The organism is Rheinheimera texasensis, assembly GCF_964031785.1.
Taxonomy (GTDB): Bacteria; Pseudomonadota; Gammaproteobacteria; order Enterobacterales; family Alteromonadaceae; genus Pararheinheimera; species Pararheinheimera texasensis_A.
This window is the reverse complement of record NZ_CAXIRE010000014.1, coordinates 46,728-63,628: the sequence shown is the minus strand read 5'-3', so window position 1 is coordinate 63,628 and position 16,901 is coordinate 46,728. Positions and strand designations below refer to the sequence as shown.

Sequence of the window (16,901 nt, the reverse complement as noted above, 5' to 3'; positions counted from 1 at the left end):
AACAGCGGCTGACGCTTAATGGACGTCTTTCCAGTATTCTTTCTTCAACAGGAATGCCAGGATGAAGAAAATAAACAGGAAGATCATGACCTTAATGCCAATGCTATGAGATTCTAACTTCGAAGGTTCACCGGTGTATTCCAGATAGTTCACCAGATCAGCCACAGCACGGTCATATTCATCCGGGCTTAACTCACCTGAACCATCAGCAACGATACCTACATAAACTTCTTTAGATTCACCATCGACCATCTGCGTTTCGTGTTTTTTGTACGGGATACCTTGCAGTTCCTGTAACACATGCGGCATACCGACCAGCGGGAACACTTCATTGTTCACGCCAAATGGACGGGTTGGGTCGACATAAAACGAACGCAGATAGGTGTAAATCCAGTCCGGACCACGCACCCGTGCAACGTTAGTTAAATCTGGTGGCGGTGCACCAAACCATCTGGCCAGATCAGCTTTTGGTGCGGCATTTTTAATAAAATCACCGACTTTGTTCGCGGTGAAGGCCAGCTCTTTCATGCCGACTTCATCCGGGATACCCAGGTCACGGAAAGTCCGTGAATAGCGCTGATATTCCATCTGGTGACAACCCAGACAGTAGTTCTGGAACATCTTGGCACCACGCTGCAGTGACTCTTTGTCATGCAGGTTAATTGGCGCTTTATCCAGGTGGACTGCATGTCCACCTGCCGCCAGCACTGAAGCAGACGTTACCAGTGCCAGTACTGAGAATAACTTTTTCAGCATTATGACAACCTCACAGGCAATGGCTTGGTTTTTTCGTTTTTGCTATACCACCACAGCAAACCGAAGAAGCCGAAATAAGCAACGGATGCAATTTGCGCAAACAGCGTATAGGTTGGTGTTGCAGGTAATACACCCAACACACCCAACACCGAGAAGCTAATCACAAAGTTGACCAGATTCAGTTTGTGTAAAGTAGAACGGTAACGCACTGAACGCACTTTGCAACGATCTAACCAAGGCAACAATGCCAGCAGGATAATAGCGGCGAACATGAAAATCGCGCCCCACAGTTGATCCGGTACCGCGCGCAGAATGGCGTAGAACGGTGTGAAATACCACACTGGTGCAATATGATCAGGGGTCTTCATTGGGTTAGCCGGTTCAAAGTTCGGCGCTTCCAGCAGGTAACCACCACCTTCAGGTGCGAAGAAAATCACCGCACAGAAGATAATCAGGAAACCAACCACACCAACGATATCTTTCACCGTGTAATACGGATGGAATGGGATCGCATCAACGATAATTTTCTTACCGCCTTTGGTGAAGTATTCATGGAAAGTGAATTTGTCAGACACGTTGTTTTCGAACTTCTGACCTTCGTTTGGCACTTTGACGTCGATACCATCCGGGTTGTTCGAACCTACTTCATGCAGTGCGATGATGTGCAGGAACACCAGAATCACCAGTACCAGCGGCAGTGCAATGACGTGCAAGGCGAAGAAACGGTTCAGCGTAGCGCCGGAGATAACGTAGTCACCACGGATCCACAGTGTTAAATCATCACCAATGCCCGGAATAACACCGAAAATCGAGATAATAACCTGAGCACCCCAGAATGACATCTGGCCCCAAGGCAGCAGGTAACCCATGAAAGCTTCGGCCATCAGCACGACAAAAATCAGCATACCGAAGATCCACAGCAATTCACGTGGCTTCTGATATGAGCCATACATCATGCCGCGGAACATATGCAGATAGACCACGACGAAGAAAGCAGAAGCACCGGTAGAGTGCATGTAACGCAGCAACCAGCCGTAGTCAACATCACGCATGATGTATTCAACTGAGGCGAAAGCACGTTCAGCAGAAGGTTCGAAGTTCATCGTCAGCCAGATACCAGTGACGATTTGGTTTACCAGTACCAGCATCGCCAGCGAGCCGAAGAAGTACCAGAAGTTGAAGTTTTTTGGCGCAGGATACTGCATGACATGGAGATTCATTTTCTCCATAAATGGCATGCGGTATTCAATCCAGTTCATGAAATTTTTAAACATCAGGCAGTCCCCTCGTCAACACCGATCACCAGCGTCGTGTCATCAGTGAACATATATGGTGGGATCATCAGGTTTTTTGGTGCCGGAACACCCTGGAATACCCGACCGGCCATGTCGTACGTAGAACCATGGCAAGGACAGAAGAAACCAGATGCGATGCCTTCAACGTGGGCGTCAAAGTCAGCCATTTTGTAAGTCGGAGAACAACCGAGGTGAGTACAAATCCCGACAGCAACAAAAACTTCTGGCTTTTTAGAACGATGCTGGTTCTTTGCATAAGCCGGCTGCTGTTCTTCATCAGAATTCGGATCCCGCAGTTTGTCTTCTACGGCCGCCAGACTTTTTAACATATCCGGTGTGCGATTGACGACCCATACCGGTTTACCACGCCATTCCACCCGAATTAACTGGCCTGGCTCGAGTTTACCGATATTCGCAGTAACAGGCGCACCCGCTTGTTTTGCTTTCTCACTCGGATTCCAGGACGCAATAAAGGGAACGGCTGCTCCAACAGCACCAACACCACCCACAACTGAGGTAGCGATGGTCAGGAAGCGACGGCGACCATGATCAACTGGCGCATTGCTCATCCACTCATCTCCACGTTTACGCTTAAAACCTGAACGGTTTAAGCGGCTGAATTACAGCGATTATTATAAGTTGAAAAATACGGCGGATCATAATGAAAAGCCCTGCGTGTTACAAGGATTTACCATGATTCTCTGCGACCAGCTGCAGCTTTTTTTTCGCAATTTTTTGATCCCGGACAACGCATTCAACAGACTGAATTTACTTTACAAATTAGTAACGGGAATGAAGTGACAATTTCAGCCACATCAGCCTGAGGTCGGAGTTCGGTTTCCAGCTGGTTGCAGACAAGTATTGTCGGGCTTTTATGAATTGCCACCGCTGCCGGTACAGTAACGGATAAAAAAAACCCGGCAAATGCCGGGTTTTTCGGTAAAACGAATTAACGTTTAGAGTACTGTGGACGCTTACGCGCTTTGTGCAGACCGACTTTCTTACGTTCAACCTGACGAGCGTCGCGGGTAACGAAACCAGCTTTACGCAGTGCAGGACGCAGAGATTCGTCGAATTCCATCAGTGCACGAGTGATACCGTGACGGATTGCGCCAGCCTGACCAGAAATACCACCACCTTTTACAGTGATGTACATGTCAAACTTGCCAACCATTTCAACTAACTCTAATGGCTGCATTACAACCATACGAGCAGTTTCACGACCGAAGTATTCAGTGATTGAGCGTTGGTTGATAACGATGTTACCAGCACCAGCTTTCAGGAATACACGTGCAGTAGAGGTCTTGCGACGACCAGTACCGTAATATTGATTCTGTGCCATGTCTATGCTCCCGTTAGATGTCTAAAACTTGTGGTTGCTGGGCAGCGTGCTGATGCTCGGCGCCTGCATACACTTTTAACTTACGGAACATAGCGCGACCCAGTGGACCTTTTGGCAGCATGCCTTTGATCGCAGCTTCCAGTACCATCTCAGGTTTTTTATCCAACAGCTTTTCAAAGTTAATTTCTTTGATGCCACCTGGGAAACCAGAGTGAGAGTAGTACATTTTGTTTTTCGCTTTGTTGCCAGTGACAGTCACTTTGTCAGCGTTAACTACGATGATGTAGTCGCCGGTGTCAACGTGAGGTGTGTATTCTGGCTTGTGCTTGCCGCGCAGACGGCTAGCGATTTCAGTTGAAAGACGACCCAGGGTTTTACCTGCGGCATCAACAACGAACCAGTCGCGTTGTACGCTTTCTGGTTTAGCAGTAAAAGTTTTCATCAAAAACTACCCAAAAATAAATTTGTTACACCTTACACAACCCCTTCAGGCTGTGTCGTTTATCGTACCCCTTCGAGTACTGCAAACTGCCAGGCTACGGCAGTATCAGGCTGTAACGTGGGCCGGCGGCGGATTATAAAGGAAGGCTGCACAAAAAACAGCATTTTTGTGCAGAATTTTTCGATCAAATCAGCGCTTTATGGCAGATGCGCCAGGGCCAGATAATCCTGCGACTGCATTTCCTGTAACCGGCTCAGACAACGCCTGAACTCAAACGACAAAATGCCTTGTGTATAAAGCTGCTCCATCGGTACTTCGGCCGAGATAATCAGCTTCACTTTACGCTCATAAAATTCATCAACCAAAGCGATAAATCTTCGCGCCACATCATCGTTGCCCTGCCCCATCTGTCGCGCGCCACTGAGTAGCAACGTATGATAGATTTTGGACAGTTCCATATAGTCATACTGACTGCGCATCGTCTCGCATAATTCACTGAAATCAAACCAGATAATGCCGTCTGCTTCCGCGCGGTACTGCAGCTTACGGCTGGCAATTTCTATCTGGCCCTCCCGCTGACGTGGTTCGACCGACAAGGCCAGAAAATATTGCTGCAGGTTCTGCTCAGCTTTGTCATCCAGCGGGGCGTGATAGATTTCGGCTTGTTGCAAGGTCCGCAGACGGTAATCAATGCCACTGTCGACATTGACCACCTCGGTATGTTCTTTAATCAGCGTGATCGCAGGCAAAAACCGGGCCCGTTGCAGACCGTTCCGGTACAAACCATCCGGTTCGATATTCGAAGTTGCGACCAGTGTGATGCCCCTGGCAAACAACGCCTGCATCAGCGTGCCGAGAATCATCGCATCAGTGATGTCCGAGACAAAGAACTCATCAAAACAGATGATGTCGTAATCCCGTTTAAAATGGTCGGCGACTTTTTCCAGCGGATCTGCTGCGCCAGCCAGTGCTTTTAATTCATCATGCACTTTGTGCATAAAACGGTGGAAATGCACCCGCAGCTTGCGCTCGGTCGGCAGGCATTCGTAGAAAGTATCCACCAGATAGGTTTTACCGCGGCCCACACCGCCCCAGAAATACAGGCCGCGCAGCGGCGTTGATTCGGTTTTTTTACTAAATAACTTACTGAATATTGAGGCTTTCTGCGTCGGACGACGGACAAAGTCATCATACAAACGCTGCAGTTGCTCCACGGCATGTTGCTGGGCAGCATCAAACTGAAAGTCCGGGCGTTGTAAATCGAGTTGATATTTTTGCTGTGGCGTCATCATACAATGCAGTGCAGGCGCAGGTTAGGGCCGGAAAAAGTTAGCGCTTATAGTAACATGCCTTACCACTACCGATAAGAAGATCGGTTACACTTGGCAGTAAATCGTAGTTCCAGGAGTTGTTATGTTGATGTCTTCTATCCTTTGGCTGATTGCCGGTTTAGTGATCGGTGCTGTCGCTGCGCGTTTATTCAGTATCCGGCAATTTAATCAGAACAAACTACAGGTAGAACTCGAAGAGAGTAAAACCCAGTTACAAAATTACCGTACTGAAGTGTCTGACCATCTGGAAACCACACAACGCCTGATGAGCCAGCTACAAGACAATTACGAACAGATAGTCCGGCACATGGCCAGTACCAAGATGACACTGGTTGACAAAGCGCCGGTACAACGCGCGACCAATCTGAATTATCTGTCGACCGATACCGCAGAACATATTCGTAAATCTTTAGGCCAAATTGACGAACGCCGGCGCAAACAAGTGTCACATTCTCAGCAACCACTTGATTATGCGGGCCATTCCAGTGGTCTGATGAAAACCTTTCCAACAGAAAAAAATTCGGGTGCCTGAAACTTTTTAAAAACGCACGGGTCTTCAGAGGCAGTTACCCGATGGAGACAAGTGCGTTATGAAAATGAAGTTATCCGTTGTCACCGCAAGCATTCTTGCTGCTTTTTTGTTAGCTCAACCGACCCCAGCAGCGGCCAAACTGCCTTTTTTCGGCGCTGAAGCCGGCACAGAGATGCCGAGCCTGGCGCCGATGCTGGACAAAGTCACTCCGGCAGTTGTGAATATCAATGTCGCCGGCAACCGGGAAGTGCGACAGCGTGTACCGGACGCTTTCCAGCAATTTTTTGGTCAGGGCGAAATGCGCCGCTCGCAGCCGTTCCGTGGCTTAGGTTCAGGCGTCATTATTGATGCGGCCAAAGGTTATGTCGTCACCAACTCCCACGTGATTAATCAGGCCGACGAAATTCAGGTCACTTTAAAAGATGGCCGGACTTTTGAGGCGAAAAAAATCGGTGAAGACCCAGACAGCGATATCGCGCTGTTACAAATCAAAGCCGACAATCTGACTGCCATTACCGTATCGGACTCTGACACGCTGCGGGTCGGCGATTTCACTGTGGCGATCGGTAACCCATTTGGCTTAGGCCAGACTGTTACCTCTGGTATTGTCAGCGCGCTGGGGCGCGGCGGCCTCGACATTGAAAAATATGAAGATTTCATTCAAACCGATGCAGCTATCAACAGCGGCAACTCCGGTGGCGCGCTGGTGAACTTAAAAGGTGAGCTGATTGGTATCAATACGGCGATCCTGGGGCCAAATGGTGGCAATATCGGCATCGGCTTTGCCATCCCATCGACGATGATGAAAAATCTGGTGAGTCAAATCATCGAATTTGGTGAAGTCAAACGCGGTGTGTTGGGTATCGAAGGTAGCGATCTCAATGCAGATCTGGCGAAGAATATGAACGTGAAAACCAACAAAGGGGTCTTTGTTGGCAAGGTCGTGCCAGATTCCGGCGCCCAAAAAGCAGGTGTCAAAGCCGGTGATACTATCGTCAGCGTCAACGGCAAACCTATCCAGAGTATGTCTGAGCTGCGCGCCAAAGTAGGCACACTTGGCGTTGGCAAATCGATAAAAATAGGCATTCTGCGCGAAGACAAACAAGTGACGCTGGACGTCAAACTGACAGCCGCAGACCAGGCCAATGTCACCGCTGAGAATTTACACGAAATGTTGGCCGGTGCGAACTTCGCCAACGGCAAAACCGCCGATGGCGAACCAGGTGTTCTGATCAGTGAAGTCGCTGACGGTTCACCAGCTGCCCGCCTTGGCCTCAGTAAAAACGACGTCATTATCGGTGTCGGCCGGACCCGCATTGAAAATATTGCCCAGCTCAGATCTGTGCTGGAACAGGCGCGTGGTGTCATTGCGCTGCAAATTCAACGCGATAACACAGTGTTCTATACACTGATCCGCTAAACCATCTTAAAAAAACCGGCCGGGGCAACCCGGCCTTTTTGATCTGTCAAAATACCATTTTTCACAGCGACAGACCGATATCCCTGTCGCCAATTTCATGATCAGTAACGTTTTTTCTGCTGCAGATTTTGCTGCTTCAATGCTATGCTGAAGCATTCCTCAGTTCAGATAAAACCGCTGTGACTAATTTCCTGCTGATGATTGCAAAAGGTGTGGCTTACGGGCTGGCACTGGCATTGCTGTATTTGTTACTCGCCCCGGCCGGGCAGTTGCAGCTGTCACATTTATTGCAGCCGACCGAAGCGGAACCAGCTGCAGTGTCCTATGCCCGGGCTGTAAGGGCGGCGGCGCCGGCCGTGGTGAATGTCTATACCCGCAGCACCCAGCTTGATGAGCGTTCATACGAGCGTCGGGTGATCCAGAATCAATCTTTAGGTTCAGGTGTGATCATGCGTAGTGATGGTTACATCGTCACCAACTACCATGTGGTGCATGGCGCGGACCAAATTGTAGTCGCGTTGCAGGATGGCCGTCAGCTGGATGCGCTGTTGATTGGCCAGGATCAGATGACTGACCTTGCCGTACTGAAAGTCGAAGCAGAAGACTTGCCGGTGATCCCACAAAATCCGGAAATCGCACCGCAAGTAGGTGATTTGGTGCTGGCGATTGGCAACCCATTGAATCTGGGGCAATCGATCACCCAAGGCATCATCAGCGCCACCGGCCGCGCTGGCCTGAGTACTAATTCTTATACTGACTTTATGCAAATGGATGCCGCGATCAACGAAGGCAACTCCGGCGGTGCACTGGTCAACAGTAACGGCGTCTTAGTTGGCATTAATACCGCAGCTTTTCAGCGCCAGCGGAATTTAGAAGTTCAGGGTATTTTCTTTGCCGTGCCCTATCGCCTGGCCGCGACTGTGATGCAAAAATTGATTAAACATGGCCGGGTGGTGCGCGGTGCTTTAGGCATGAACGGCATCCCGGTCGTTAATGCCGCCGGCGAGCGCCAGGTGTCTACCGGCCAGCCGTTTTACGGTGTGTTGATTGATCAGGTAGAACCCTTTGGCCCGGCAGACAGTGCCGGTGTCCTGCAAGGCGACGTCTTGCTGCAAGTGGATAACAAAGTGCTGACCAGCGTCAGTCAGGCTCTTGATATTGTTGCTGAAACCGAACCCGGTTCTGAGATAGATCTGCTGATTGAACGTCAGGGCCAAAAGCTAACGCTGAAATGTAAGATCGGCCTGCGTCCTGAATCTGATTGATGACCATACCGCAAAACAAAAGGCCCGCACTGCGGGCCTTTTTCATTCTATATACCTAGGACACTATCAGGCCGGTGCATTGATCCGCGAGATCTGGGCGCCCAGATTCTGCAGTTTAAATTCGATTTGCTCATAACCACGGTCAATGTGATAAATCCGGTCCACGACCGTATCCCCTTCAGCCACCAGACCTGCAATCACCAGACTGGCAGAGGCGCGTAAGTCGGTCGCCATCACCTGAGCAGCATTCAGTTGTGGCGTGTGCTGACACACCGCCGTGTTGCCTTCAAGCTGGATCAAAGCACCCATCCGTTGCAATTCCGGCACATGCATAAAACGGTTTTCAAAAATCGTCTCAGTGACCACGCCAACGCCTTCAGCGACGACGTTTAACACAGTGAACTGTGCCTGCATGTCGGTTGGGAACCCAGGGTGCGGTACGGTTTTGACATTGACGGATTTCAGCGTGCGACCGGTCATATTCAGCCGGATCCAATCCGGACCTGTCGTGACGTCAGCGCCGGCTTCCCGCAGTTTTTCCAGCACCACTTCCAGCTCAGCCGGATCTGTGTTGACACAGGTCACGTCGCCACCGGTCACCGCAGCAGCAACCAGAAATGTTCCGGTTTCAATCCGATCCGGTAATACTTTATGGCTGGCGCCTTTTAAACTTGGCACACCTTCAATGCGGATGGTCGGACTGCCGGCACCACTGATTTTCGCGCCCAGCGCAATCAGGTAGTTAGCCAGGTCAACCACTTCCGGCTCGCGCGCGGCGTTTTCGATAATAGTCACGCCGTCGGCCAGTGTTGCAGCCATCAGCAGGTTTTCAGTGCCGGTCACGCTGACCATGTCCATCACCAGATGCGCGCCTTTCAGCCGCTCAGCACGGGCTTTGATATAACCATGCTCAACGACAATTTGTGCACCCATTTTACGCAGACCATCGATATGCAAATTCACCGGCCGGGCACCGATAGCACAGCCGCCGGGCAGCGACACTTCGGCATAACCAAAACGTGCCAGTAATGGACCCAGCGCCAGAATAGAAGCCCGCATCGTCCGCACCAGCTCATAAGGTGCGACCTGGCTGGTGATGTTGGTCGCATCGACTGTCACGCGGTCCGCTTCGCGCTCAACGACAGCGCCAAACATCCGCAGTAACTTAAACGTGGTATCAATATCTTTCAGCGCTGGCACATTACTGATCACGGATGGCTGTTCCGCCAATAAAGTCGCGAACATGATCGGCAACGCGGCGTTTTTAGCACCGGAGATTGACACTTGGCCCTGCAGGCGGGCGCCACCTTTAACAAGAAATTGTTGCATCTGTAGTTACACCGGCGGATTGAGAAGTTTTTCGCGACGCCACTGAGTGGGCGTGAAGGCTTTAATTTGCAGGGCATGAATACTGCCATTGGCGATGTCGGCCATCAGCGGCGCATAAACCAGCTGCTGTTGTTTGACCCGGCTCAGACCGTCAAAACAGTCGCCCACGGCGGTAACAGAATAGTGGCTGCCATCAGTTTTTACATACACTTCAGAAAGTTGCAGCTGCTCAAGCAACCGCTGTTCAATCTCTTTACAATCCATCTGGATACCCTTGTGCCACTGTGGTGATGTCGCGACTGTCCGGACAAGCAGGACCTTCGCCAAAAAAGAAAACCCGGCAGTTTAAGCCGGGTAGTGATTATATCCTGCCTCAGGATGCATTTCAGCTTTCTGTCGGTAAAAGGCTTAAAACATCACTGACCAATGCCAGAGAGCGCAGTTGCTCGGGCATGCCGCGTAACTGCACCTGCAGTGATTTGGCTTTAGCCTGCGACAACACCTGAATAAGCCAGGCCAGGCCTGCAGTATCCACATGTTTGAGGCCTGCCAGATCAAAGACCGTTGAACCCTGCAGATTCTGCAGTGGCTTAAAAGGCCAGAACTGAACAACAGTGTCCCGGTTCAGCTCACCGCTGAAGACCAGTCCTTGCGGCTCTTGACGGATCTCAAGCATTTTTCGCTTTCTCAGGGGCTTTGATAGGCGCTTTAGCTTTTTCTTCCAGCAAGGCGGCGACGCTGACTAAACCTTGCTGACGAATCATGCTGCCAAGCTCAGAGCGTTTGCTGTCCAGCAACGAAATACCTTCAGCCACCATGTCAAACACCAGCCAGTTGTTGGCATCTTTCACCCGTCGCAGCTTAAACTCGATTTTGATATCAGGTTTACCCGGGTCGATGACGCGGGTTTTGATCGTGATAATTTTCTTCTGCGCTTCAATCGGCTGACCCGGCTCAATCATCACTTTCTGGTCACGATACTGGGTAAAAACCCCGGCATAAGTGCCGACCATATAATTCTGAAACGCAGTCACGAAGGTATTAAAATCCTGTTTCGGTACTGTGTTCAGTTTAACCGCATTGCCGATGACATAACCGGCGGCATAACGGCTGTCAATGTATGGCACCAGCTCTTCAGTCACGATAGTGCGCAGAATTTCCGGATCTTTTTTGATCTCAGGTTGCTGACGGGCGATGCGCTGGAAAGTTTTATCAGCCAGCACTTCCATCATTTTGTACGGGTCGTCATATTTCGTGACAGCAACATCGGCGGCTTGTACCGGCGCGAAGGCCAGCAACGCAGTGGCCGCAACCAAAGCTTTAAATAAGGTTTTCATTATTGATTCCCACGATTAAACAAAAACTGGCCAATCAGCTCTTCAAGCACGATGGCGGATTTGGTGTCTTCGATGTAGTCACCGTTCTTCAGAATTTCAACGTTCTCGTCGACAAAACCAGGCTGTAAACCAATATATTGTTCGCCAAGTAAGCCAGACGTCAGAATTGCCAGTGAGCTGGTCTCCGGAAAATTGCTGTAGCTGCTGTTGATGTCCAGCGTCACGACCGGCTGAAAGGATTCCGGATCCAGCTGGATAGACGCCACACGGCCCACCACAACACCACCCACTTTGACCGGCGAGCGCGCTTTCAGTCCGCCGATATTCTCAAACTTCGCCAGCAGCTGGTAACTCTGATCTGAACCCGCGACGCCTGTATTGGCCACTTTCAGCGCCAACAGTAATAAAGCGGCAATCGCCAGTGCGACAAAAAAACCTACAAATAACTCTAATTTACGTGATGTCATTTCTCATCCACCAAACATGACAGCGGTTAATACAAAATCAAAACCCAGTACGGCTAAGGATGCCGTCACCACAGTCTGAGTCGTCGCCTGACTGATGCCTTCCGATGTCGGGACCGCATCAAAACCTTTGTGCAGCGCAATCACAGTCACGATAAAAGCAAACACGATACTTTTAATCACGCCGTTGACTACGTCCTGCTGGAAGTCAACATTAGCCTGCATCGCAGACCAGTAGCCGCCACCGTCGACACCGAGCCAATCAACACCTACCAGATGCCCACCGAGGATACCGACTGCATTAAAAATCAGCGCCAACAGTGGCATGCTGATCACACCGGCCCAAAAGCGTGGCGCTATAACACGACGCAACGGGTCTACGGCCATCATTTCCATGCTGGACAATTGTTCTGTCGCTTTCATCAGACCGATTTCAGCGGTCAGCGCACTGCCTGCCCGACCGGCAAACAACAGCGCCGTCACCACAGGCCCGAGTTCACGCAATAGACTTAAAGCGACAAGCGGCCCTAACATTTGTTCAGCGCCAAATTTCGCCAGTACCGTGTACCCCTGCAGCGCCAGCACCATACCGATAAACAGGCCGGAGACCAGAATAATCAACAGCGACAAGACACCGACGACATAAATCTGCTTCATATACAGATGCCAGTTTTTCAGCGGTCTTGGCCGACCCCATAAGGCACCAAATAACATCAGGGTTGCACGGCCAAGCCCCTGCAATGTCCCGAGTGTGTTGGCACCTAACTGCTGGATTTGCTTCAGCATCAGCGACTTAACTCCATTAATTCAGTAGCATAATCGGCGGCTTTAAAGTGGAACGGCACTGGACCGTCCGCCTGACCTTGCAGGAATTGCTGCACCAGCGGTGATTCGTGCTGGCGCAGTTGCTCCGGCGTGCCATGGCCAATGACGCGGCGTTCTGCCACTACATAAACATAATCAGCGATGCTCATCACTTCAGCGACATCATGGGAAACCACAATAGAGGTCAGACCCAGCGCATCATTCAGCGAACGGATTAACCGCACTATCACGCCCATAGAAATAGGGTCCTGGCCAGCGAATGGCTCGTCATACATAATCAGTTGCGGGTCCAGTGCGATTGCGCGGGCCAAAGCGGCCCGGCGTGCCATACCACCAGAGAGTTCAGCCGGCATCAGATCACGCGCACCGCGCAAACCGACAGCTTCCAGCTTCATCAGCACCATAGTGCGGATAATAGCCTCCGGAAGACGGGTATGTTCCCGGATGGGGAAAGCGACGTTGTCAAACACCGACATCTCAGTAAACAGCGCGCCGCTTTGAAACAACATGCTCATTTTTTTGCGGGCCTGATAAAGTTCCTGCCGGCTGAGCTTTGGAATATCAGCGCCTTCAAACAGGATCTTGCCGCTGTCCGGTTTTAACTGACCGCCAATCAGCCGCAGCAAAGTGGTTTTACCGATACCGCTGGGCCCCATAATGGCAGTCACTTTGCCGCGCTGAAACTGCATACTCATGTCGTCATAGATGACACGGTCGCCGCGGCGGAAAGTTAAATTCTGAATATCAACCAATGGTTTATCCAAACCAAACTCCATTTATTTCTCGCAGTGCACATTCCTGGCCGGAGAGCTCTTTCCGCTTCCTGCGACGGCAGGCGGGAAAAAACGGCGCAATATACGGGGACTCCATGCACTATGCAAGGCAAATGCCTAATTAATCGCCGTATTTTAACTGGTTTCGCCGCAAGCGTCGCGTTGAAAAATTGTAAGTATCAGTTGCAGAATTTCGAACTGTTTACAGTCTTGTGCACCGGATTGAATTTGAACCCTGCCCTGCAACAAAGGGCCAGACGCGGTAAGGGTTCTGACGTATAGCTCTGCAGCGGGTTTTTACAGGTTTTTTTGCAATTATCCGGCAGAAACTGGAAAATGCCCGCAGGTTCGGCGCCTGCTTTCAGCCCGGTACCAGGCGAATTGCGTATAGTTCGCATTTTGCCGGCCTTAACTGAATATCAGCTTAATAGAACCGCCGCCACAAGGCCAAACCGGGCCTGAAGATTGAGGTAAGTATGAATTTTTGCGAGACAGCGACCCGCGTACTGGACATTGAATCTCAAGCGATAATTGGTCTCAAAAGTTATATTAATCAAAACTTTAATCATGCATGCCAGTTGATTTTCGACACAACAGGCCGGGTCATTGTGACCGGTATGGGCAAATCCGGCCATATCGGTAACAAAATCGCGGCGACACTGGCATCCACCGGTACCCCGGCGTTTTTTGTCCATCCCGGCGAAGCCAGCCATGGTGACCTTGGCATGATCACACAGCAGGATATTGTGTTTGCGCTGTCCAATTCAGGCGAAACCGAAGAGATCCTGAAGCTGTTACCGGTGCTGAAACGGCTGGGCATCGCCATCATCGCCGTCACCGGCAATCCCGACTCCACTTTAGCCAAGCTCGCTGACATTCATCTGTGCGCCCGGGTGGAACAGGAAGCCTGCCCGCTTGGCCTTGCGCCGACGGCCAGCACCACGGCTGCTTTAGCGCTCGGTGATGCCGTCGCGGTAGCCTTATTAGAAGCCCGTGGTTTTTCCGCCGACGATTTTGCGCTGTCGCATCCGGGTGGCAGCCTGGGACGGCGGCTGTTGCTGCGGATCAGCGATATTATGCATGACCATGAACAAATCCCGCTGGTGGACGAAAACGCGACCATTTCCGCAGCGTTACTGGAAATTTCCCGCAAAGGTCTGGGCATGACCGGCATTCTTGACGCACAAGGCCGGCTCGCCGGGATTTTTACCGATGGCGATTTGCGCCGTATTCTGGACCAGCGCATCGACATTCATCAGACGTTGATTTCCAGTGTAATGACACGAAACTGTGTCACAATCCGGGCAGAAATGCTGGCAGCAGAAGCGCTGAAGATTATGGAACAGAAGAAAATCAATGCACTGATGGTCGTCACTGCTGAGCAAATCCCGGTTGGCGCCTTAAATATGCACGACTTACTGCGGGCTGGAGTGATTTGATGGCTATGACTTATCGCGAAATGTATCAGCCAGTCGGCAAAGACGTCGAGGCCAAAGCGGCGCAGATCAAACTGCTGATTTGTGATGTCGATGGGGTATTTTCCGATGGCCGGATTTATCTGGGTAATGATGGCGAAGAGCTCAAAGCCTTTCACACCCGTGACGGTTATGGCGTCAAAGCGTTACGTCAGGCCGGTATCGAAGTCGCTATTATCACCGGACGGCGCTCAGCCATTGTCGAAAAACGTATGCAGGCGTTAACAGTGCAGCATATTTTTCAGGGTCAGGAAGACAAAATGCCGGCCTATCTGCAGCTGAAACAACAGCTTGCACTTGAAGATGCCGAGATTGCTTATATTGGTGATGATTTATCGGACTGGGCCGTGATGCAGCACGTTGGTTTGGCAGTGGCCGTGGCGGATGCGCATCCGTTACTCAGACGTCACGCCCTACTCACCACCAGCCTGCCCGGCGGTTTTGGTGCCGTGCGTGAACTTTGTGACTTTTTACTACTCAGTCAGCATCAGTTCGGTACATTTTCAGGAAGCAGCACATGATCCGGCAACTGTTCTGGTTATTTCTGGTGCTCACCGGCGGTGTGGTGCTATACAGCTGGATTGAGGCGGCAGACACACCAAAACATGCCGCAGTGGAGCGCGAACTGGTCCCCGATTTTGTCGCCTATCAGCTGACCCGGCGCAGCTTTGACAAAGACGGCAATTTATCCGGCCAGGTCAAGGCCGCGCAAATGGCCCACTTTGAACAGCTAGGCCAGATCCAGTTTGAGCAGCCCGCTTATACTCTGTATGAAGAACGGCTGCCACGCTGGCAAATCAGCAGTGCGCAGGGCGTGTTTTATCAGGACAACAAAGTGATACTGGAGCAAAATGTCCAGGTCGACAATCTGCATCAGGACGAAATGTTCCGGCAAATCCAGACTGAACAGCTGGAAATGCTGCTTGATACCCAGTTATTGCAAACCGATCATCCGGTACTGGTGTTAGGCCAGAGTTTTCAAATCCATGGCCAGGGCTTGCAGGCCGATTTAATCACGCAGAAACTGCGTTTGTTTAAGCATCAGGGGACGGTATATCAACATGAAAATCAATAAGCTGAGCGCGCTACTGGTTCTTTGTCTCAGCACGGCTGTGTTCGCCAAAACCACTGATTTCAGTGAACCTATTGAAGTCAACGCCGATCGTAACGAGGCCAGTCTGAAACAGCAGATGCTGGTGTACTCCGGCAATGTCATTGTTAAACAAGGCACTTTGCTGATTAAAGCGGACAAATTGACTGTTGACCGCTCAGGCGGCGAAGGCAAAGAAGTATTTATCGCAGTGGGTAAGCCAGCAGTGTATTCCCAGGTACTGGATGGCGATAAACCGATTCAGGCCAGCGCGGAAGAAATCCGTTATGCCATGGCGACCCGGGTGTTAACCCTAACCGGCAAGGCGGAAATCACCCAAAGCGGCAGTCTGGTCCGCAGCGCCAAAATTGAATATGACCTGCTGAAACAACAACTCAGCGCCGAAAGTGAAGAAGGCAAAGAGCGGGTCACGACTATCTTTACCTCGGAAGGAAAATAGCGTGAAAAAGCTCGTCGCCGCTCATCTGGCTAAAAGTTATAAAGGCCGGCAGGTAGTTAAAGACGTCAGTCTGGAAGTGGGTGCCGGTCAGATCGTTGGCCTGTTAGGCCCAAACGGTGCAGGCAAAACGACCACTTTTTATATGATTGTTGGCCTGGTCCCCTCCGATAAAGGTCAAATCACCCTCGGTGGTCAGGACATTACCTTTGACCCTATCCACGCCAGAGCGCGGCAGGGTATAGGTTATTTACCGCAGGAAAGCTCTATTTTCCGTAAATTGACAGTGTTTGATAACCTGATGGCGATTTTGCAGACGCGCAAAGATCTGACCGAAGACCAGCGCGAACAAACCGCTGACGAATTGCTGGACGAGTTTAATATCACCCATATCCGCAACAGTCTTGGCATGAGCCTGTCCGGTGGTGAGCGCCGCCGCGTTGAAATAGCCCGGGCTCTAGCCGCCAATCCGGCTTTTATCCTGCTGGACGAACCCTTTGCCGGCGTTGACCCGATTTCAGTGCTGGATATCAAAAAAATCATTCAGCATTTGTGCAATCGCGGCATCGGTGTGCTGATCACCGATCATAATGTCCGCGAGACCCTTGATGTTTGCGAGATCGCCTATATCGTCAGTCATGGGGAGTTGATTGCATCCGGTTCACCCGCTGAAGTATTGGCCAATCAGCAAGTCAGGGATGTATACCTCGGGGATCAATTCAGGCTATAGTTAGCAAAAAACCAGTTCCCAACTGGTCGTCAGGAGTG

The 16,901-nt window shown here is 50.9% G+C and carries 21 protein-coding genes; 8 read left to right on the top strand and 13 right to left on the bottom strand.

The annotated features are described in order from the left end of the window. Window positions 1-15: 15 nt before the first annotated feature. From ABNT34_RS04070 to zapE, 6 genes are all read right to left on the bottom strand, one after another. Window positions 16-756 (bottom strand): cytochrome c1, encoded by a 741-nt coding sequence (locus tag ABNT34_RS04070; RefSeq protein WP_348729044.1) that lies wholly within the window; start codon window positions 754-756, stop codon window positions 16-18. Next, a complete protein-coding gene (locus tag ABNT34_RS04065) occupies window positions 756-2,030 on the bottom strand; it encodes a cytochrome bc complex cytochrome b subunit (RefSeq protein ID WP_348729042.1) in 1,275 nt (424 codons plus the stop codon). The genes ABNT34_RS04070 and ABNT34_RS04065 overlap by 1 nt, the downstream gene beginning before the upstream one ends. Beyond that, window positions 2,030-2,620 carry a ubiquinol-cytochrome c reductase iron-sulfur subunit gene (petA, locus tag ABNT34_RS04060; RefSeq protein WP_348729040.1) on the bottom strand — a complete coding sequence of 197 codons (591 nt, stop codon included), beginning with the start codon at window positions 2,618-2,620 and terminating at the stop codon, window positions 2,030-2,032. The genes ABNT34_RS04065 and petA overlap by 1 nt, the downstream gene beginning before the upstream one ends. 380 nt (window positions 2,621-3,000) lie before the next feature. Continuing rightward, window positions 3,001-3,393 carry a 30S ribosomal protein S9 gene (rpsI, locus tag ABNT34_RS04055; RefSeq protein ID WP_348729038.1) on the bottom strand — a complete coding sequence of 131 codons (393 nt, stop codon included), beginning with the start codon at window positions 3,391-3,393 and terminating at the stop codon, window positions 3,001-3,003. A gap of 13 nt (window positions 3,394-3,406) precedes the next feature. After that, window positions 3,407-3,835: a 50S ribosomal protein L13 gene (rplM, locus tag ABNT34_RS04050; RefSeq protein ID WP_348729036.1), complete on the bottom strand. Its 429-nt coding sequence runs from the start codon at window positions 3,833-3,835 to the stop codon at window positions 3,407-3,409. A gap of 197 nt (window positions 3,836-4,032) precedes the next feature. Further along, window positions 4,033-5,124, bottom strand: a complete 1,092-nt coding sequence (gene zapE, locus ABNT34_RS04045) for a cell division protein ZapE (RefSeq protein ID WP_348729034.1) — start codon at window positions 5,122-5,124, stop codon at window positions 4,033-4,035. 130 nt (window positions 5,125-5,254) lie between these two features. On the opposite strand from zapE, the gene ABNT34_RS04040 reads away from it, so the two are divergent. The 3 genes from ABNT34_RS04040 (at window position 5,255) to ABNT34_RS04030 (ending at window position 8,383) form a co-directional block, all read left to right on the top strand. After that, window positions 5,255-5,698, top strand: a complete 444-nt coding sequence (locus tag ABNT34_RS04040; protein ID WP_348729033.1) for a YhcB family protein — start codon at window positions 5,255-5,257, stop codon at window positions 5,696-5,698. A 58-nt stretch (window positions 5,699-5,756) separates the two neighbouring features. Then, window positions 5,757-7,118 carry a Do family serine endopeptidase gene (locus tag ABNT34_RS04035; RefSeq protein ID WP_348729031.1) on the top strand — a complete coding sequence of 454 codons (1,362 nt, stop codon included), beginning with the start codon at window positions 5,757-5,759 and terminating at the stop codon, window positions 7,116-7,118. 179 nt (window positions 7,119-7,297) lie between these two features. Beyond that, complete coding sequence (locus ABNT34_RS04030; RefSeq protein WP_348729029.1) at window positions 7,298-8,383, top strand: trypsin-like peptidase domain-containing protein; 1,086 nt, start codon at window positions 7,298-7,300, stop codon at window positions 8,381-8,383. A gap of 66 nt (window positions 8,384-8,449) precedes the next feature. Here the strand turns inward: ABNT34_RS04030 and murA are convergent, their stop codons facing one another. The 7 genes from murA to mlaF all read right to left on the bottom strand — a co-directional run bounded on the left by murA (window position 8,450) and on the right by mlaF (window position 13,114). Continuing rightward, window positions 8,450-9,712: a UDP-N-acetylglucosamine 1-carboxyvinyltransferase gene (murA, locus tag ABNT34_RS04025; protein ID WP_348729027.1), complete on the bottom strand. Its 1,263-nt coding sequence runs from the start codon at window positions 9,710-9,712 to the stop codon at window positions 8,450-8,452. A gap of 6 nt (window positions 9,713-9,718) precedes the next feature. Beyond that, entirely contained in the window at window positions 9,719-9,976 is a 258-nt protein-coding gene (locus ABNT34_RS04020; RefSeq protein ID WP_031566804.1) for a BolA family protein, read from the bottom strand. 121 nt (window positions 9,977-10,097) lie between these two features. Next, window positions 10,098-10,388, bottom strand: coding sequence for an STAS domain-containing protein (locus tag ABNT34_RS04015; protein WP_348729024.1), 291 nt, complete (start codon window positions 10,386-10,388; stop codon window positions 10,098-10,100). Then, complete coding sequence (locus ABNT34_RS04010; protein ID WP_348729022.1) at window positions 10,381-11,049, bottom strand: ABC transporter substrate-binding protein; 669 nt, start codon at window positions 11,047-11,049, stop codon at window positions 10,381-10,383. The genes ABNT34_RS04015 and ABNT34_RS04010 overlap by 8 nt, the downstream gene beginning before the upstream one ends. Beyond that, window positions 11,049-11,516 carry an outer membrane lipid asymmetry maintenance protein MlaD gene (gene mlaD / locus ABNT34_RS04005; RefSeq protein WP_348729020.1) on the bottom strand — a complete coding sequence of 156 codons (468 nt, stop codon included), beginning with the start codon at window positions 11,514-11,516 and terminating at the stop codon, window positions 11,049-11,051. The genes ABNT34_RS04010 and mlaD overlap by 1 nt, the downstream gene beginning before the upstream one ends. Before the next feature lie 3 nt (window positions 11,517-11,519). Next, entirely contained in the window at window positions 11,520-12,302 is a 783-nt protein-coding gene (gene mlaE, locus ABNT34_RS04000; RefSeq protein ID WP_348729216.1) for a lipid asymmetry maintenance ABC transporter permease subunit MlaE, read from the bottom strand. Beyond that, window positions 12,299-13,114: a phospholipid ABC transporter ATP-binding protein MlaF gene (mlaF, locus tag ABNT34_RS03995; RefSeq protein ID WP_348729018.1), complete on the bottom strand. Its 816-nt coding sequence runs from the start codon at window positions 13,112-13,114 to the stop codon at window positions 12,299-12,301. The genes mlaE and mlaF overlap by 4 nt, the downstream gene beginning before the upstream one ends. A gap of 473 nt (window positions 13,115-13,587) precedes the next feature. On the opposite strand from mlaF, the gene ABNT34_RS03990 reads away from it, so the two are divergent. From ABNT34_RS03990 to lptB, 5 genes are read left to right on the top strand one after another with little or no spacing between them, the layout of a single operon-like run. Then, window positions 13,588-14,550, top strand: a complete 963-nt coding sequence (locus tag ABNT34_RS03990) for a KpsF/GutQ family sugar-phosphate isomerase (protein ID WP_348729016.1) — start codon at window positions 13,588-13,590, stop codon at window positions 14,548-14,550. After that, complete coding sequence (kdsC, locus tag ABNT34_RS03985) at window positions 14,550-15,107, top strand: 3-deoxy-manno-octulosonate-8-phosphatase KdsC (protein WP_348729014.1); 558 nt, start codon at window positions 14,550-14,552, stop codon at window positions 15,105-15,107. Before ABNT34_RS03990 ends, kdsC begins: the two co-directional genes overlap by 1 nt. Then, window positions 15,104-15,661, top strand: coding sequence for an LPS export ABC transporter periplasmic protein LptC (gene lptC, locus ABNT34_RS03980; protein ID WP_348729012.1), 558 nt, complete (start codon window positions 15,104-15,106; stop codon window positions 15,659-15,661). Before kdsC ends, lptC begins: the two co-directional genes overlap by 4 nt. Further along, window positions 15,648-16,136, top strand: coding sequence for a lipopolysaccharide transport periplasmic protein LptA (lptA, locus tag ABNT34_RS03975; protein WP_348729010.1), 489 nt, complete (start codon window positions 15,648-15,650; stop codon window positions 16,134-16,136). Before lptC ends, lptA begins: the two co-directional genes overlap by 14 nt. 1 nt (window position 16,137) lies before the next feature. Next, the gene (gene lptB, locus ABNT34_RS03970) at window positions 16,138-16,863 is read left to right on the top strand and encodes an LPS export ABC transporter ATP-binding protein (protein ID WP_031566776.1); all 726 of its coding nucleotides are present in this window, start codon (window positions 16,138-16,140) and stop codon (window positions 16,861-16,863) included. Window positions 16,864-16,901: the final 38 nt, after the last annotated feature.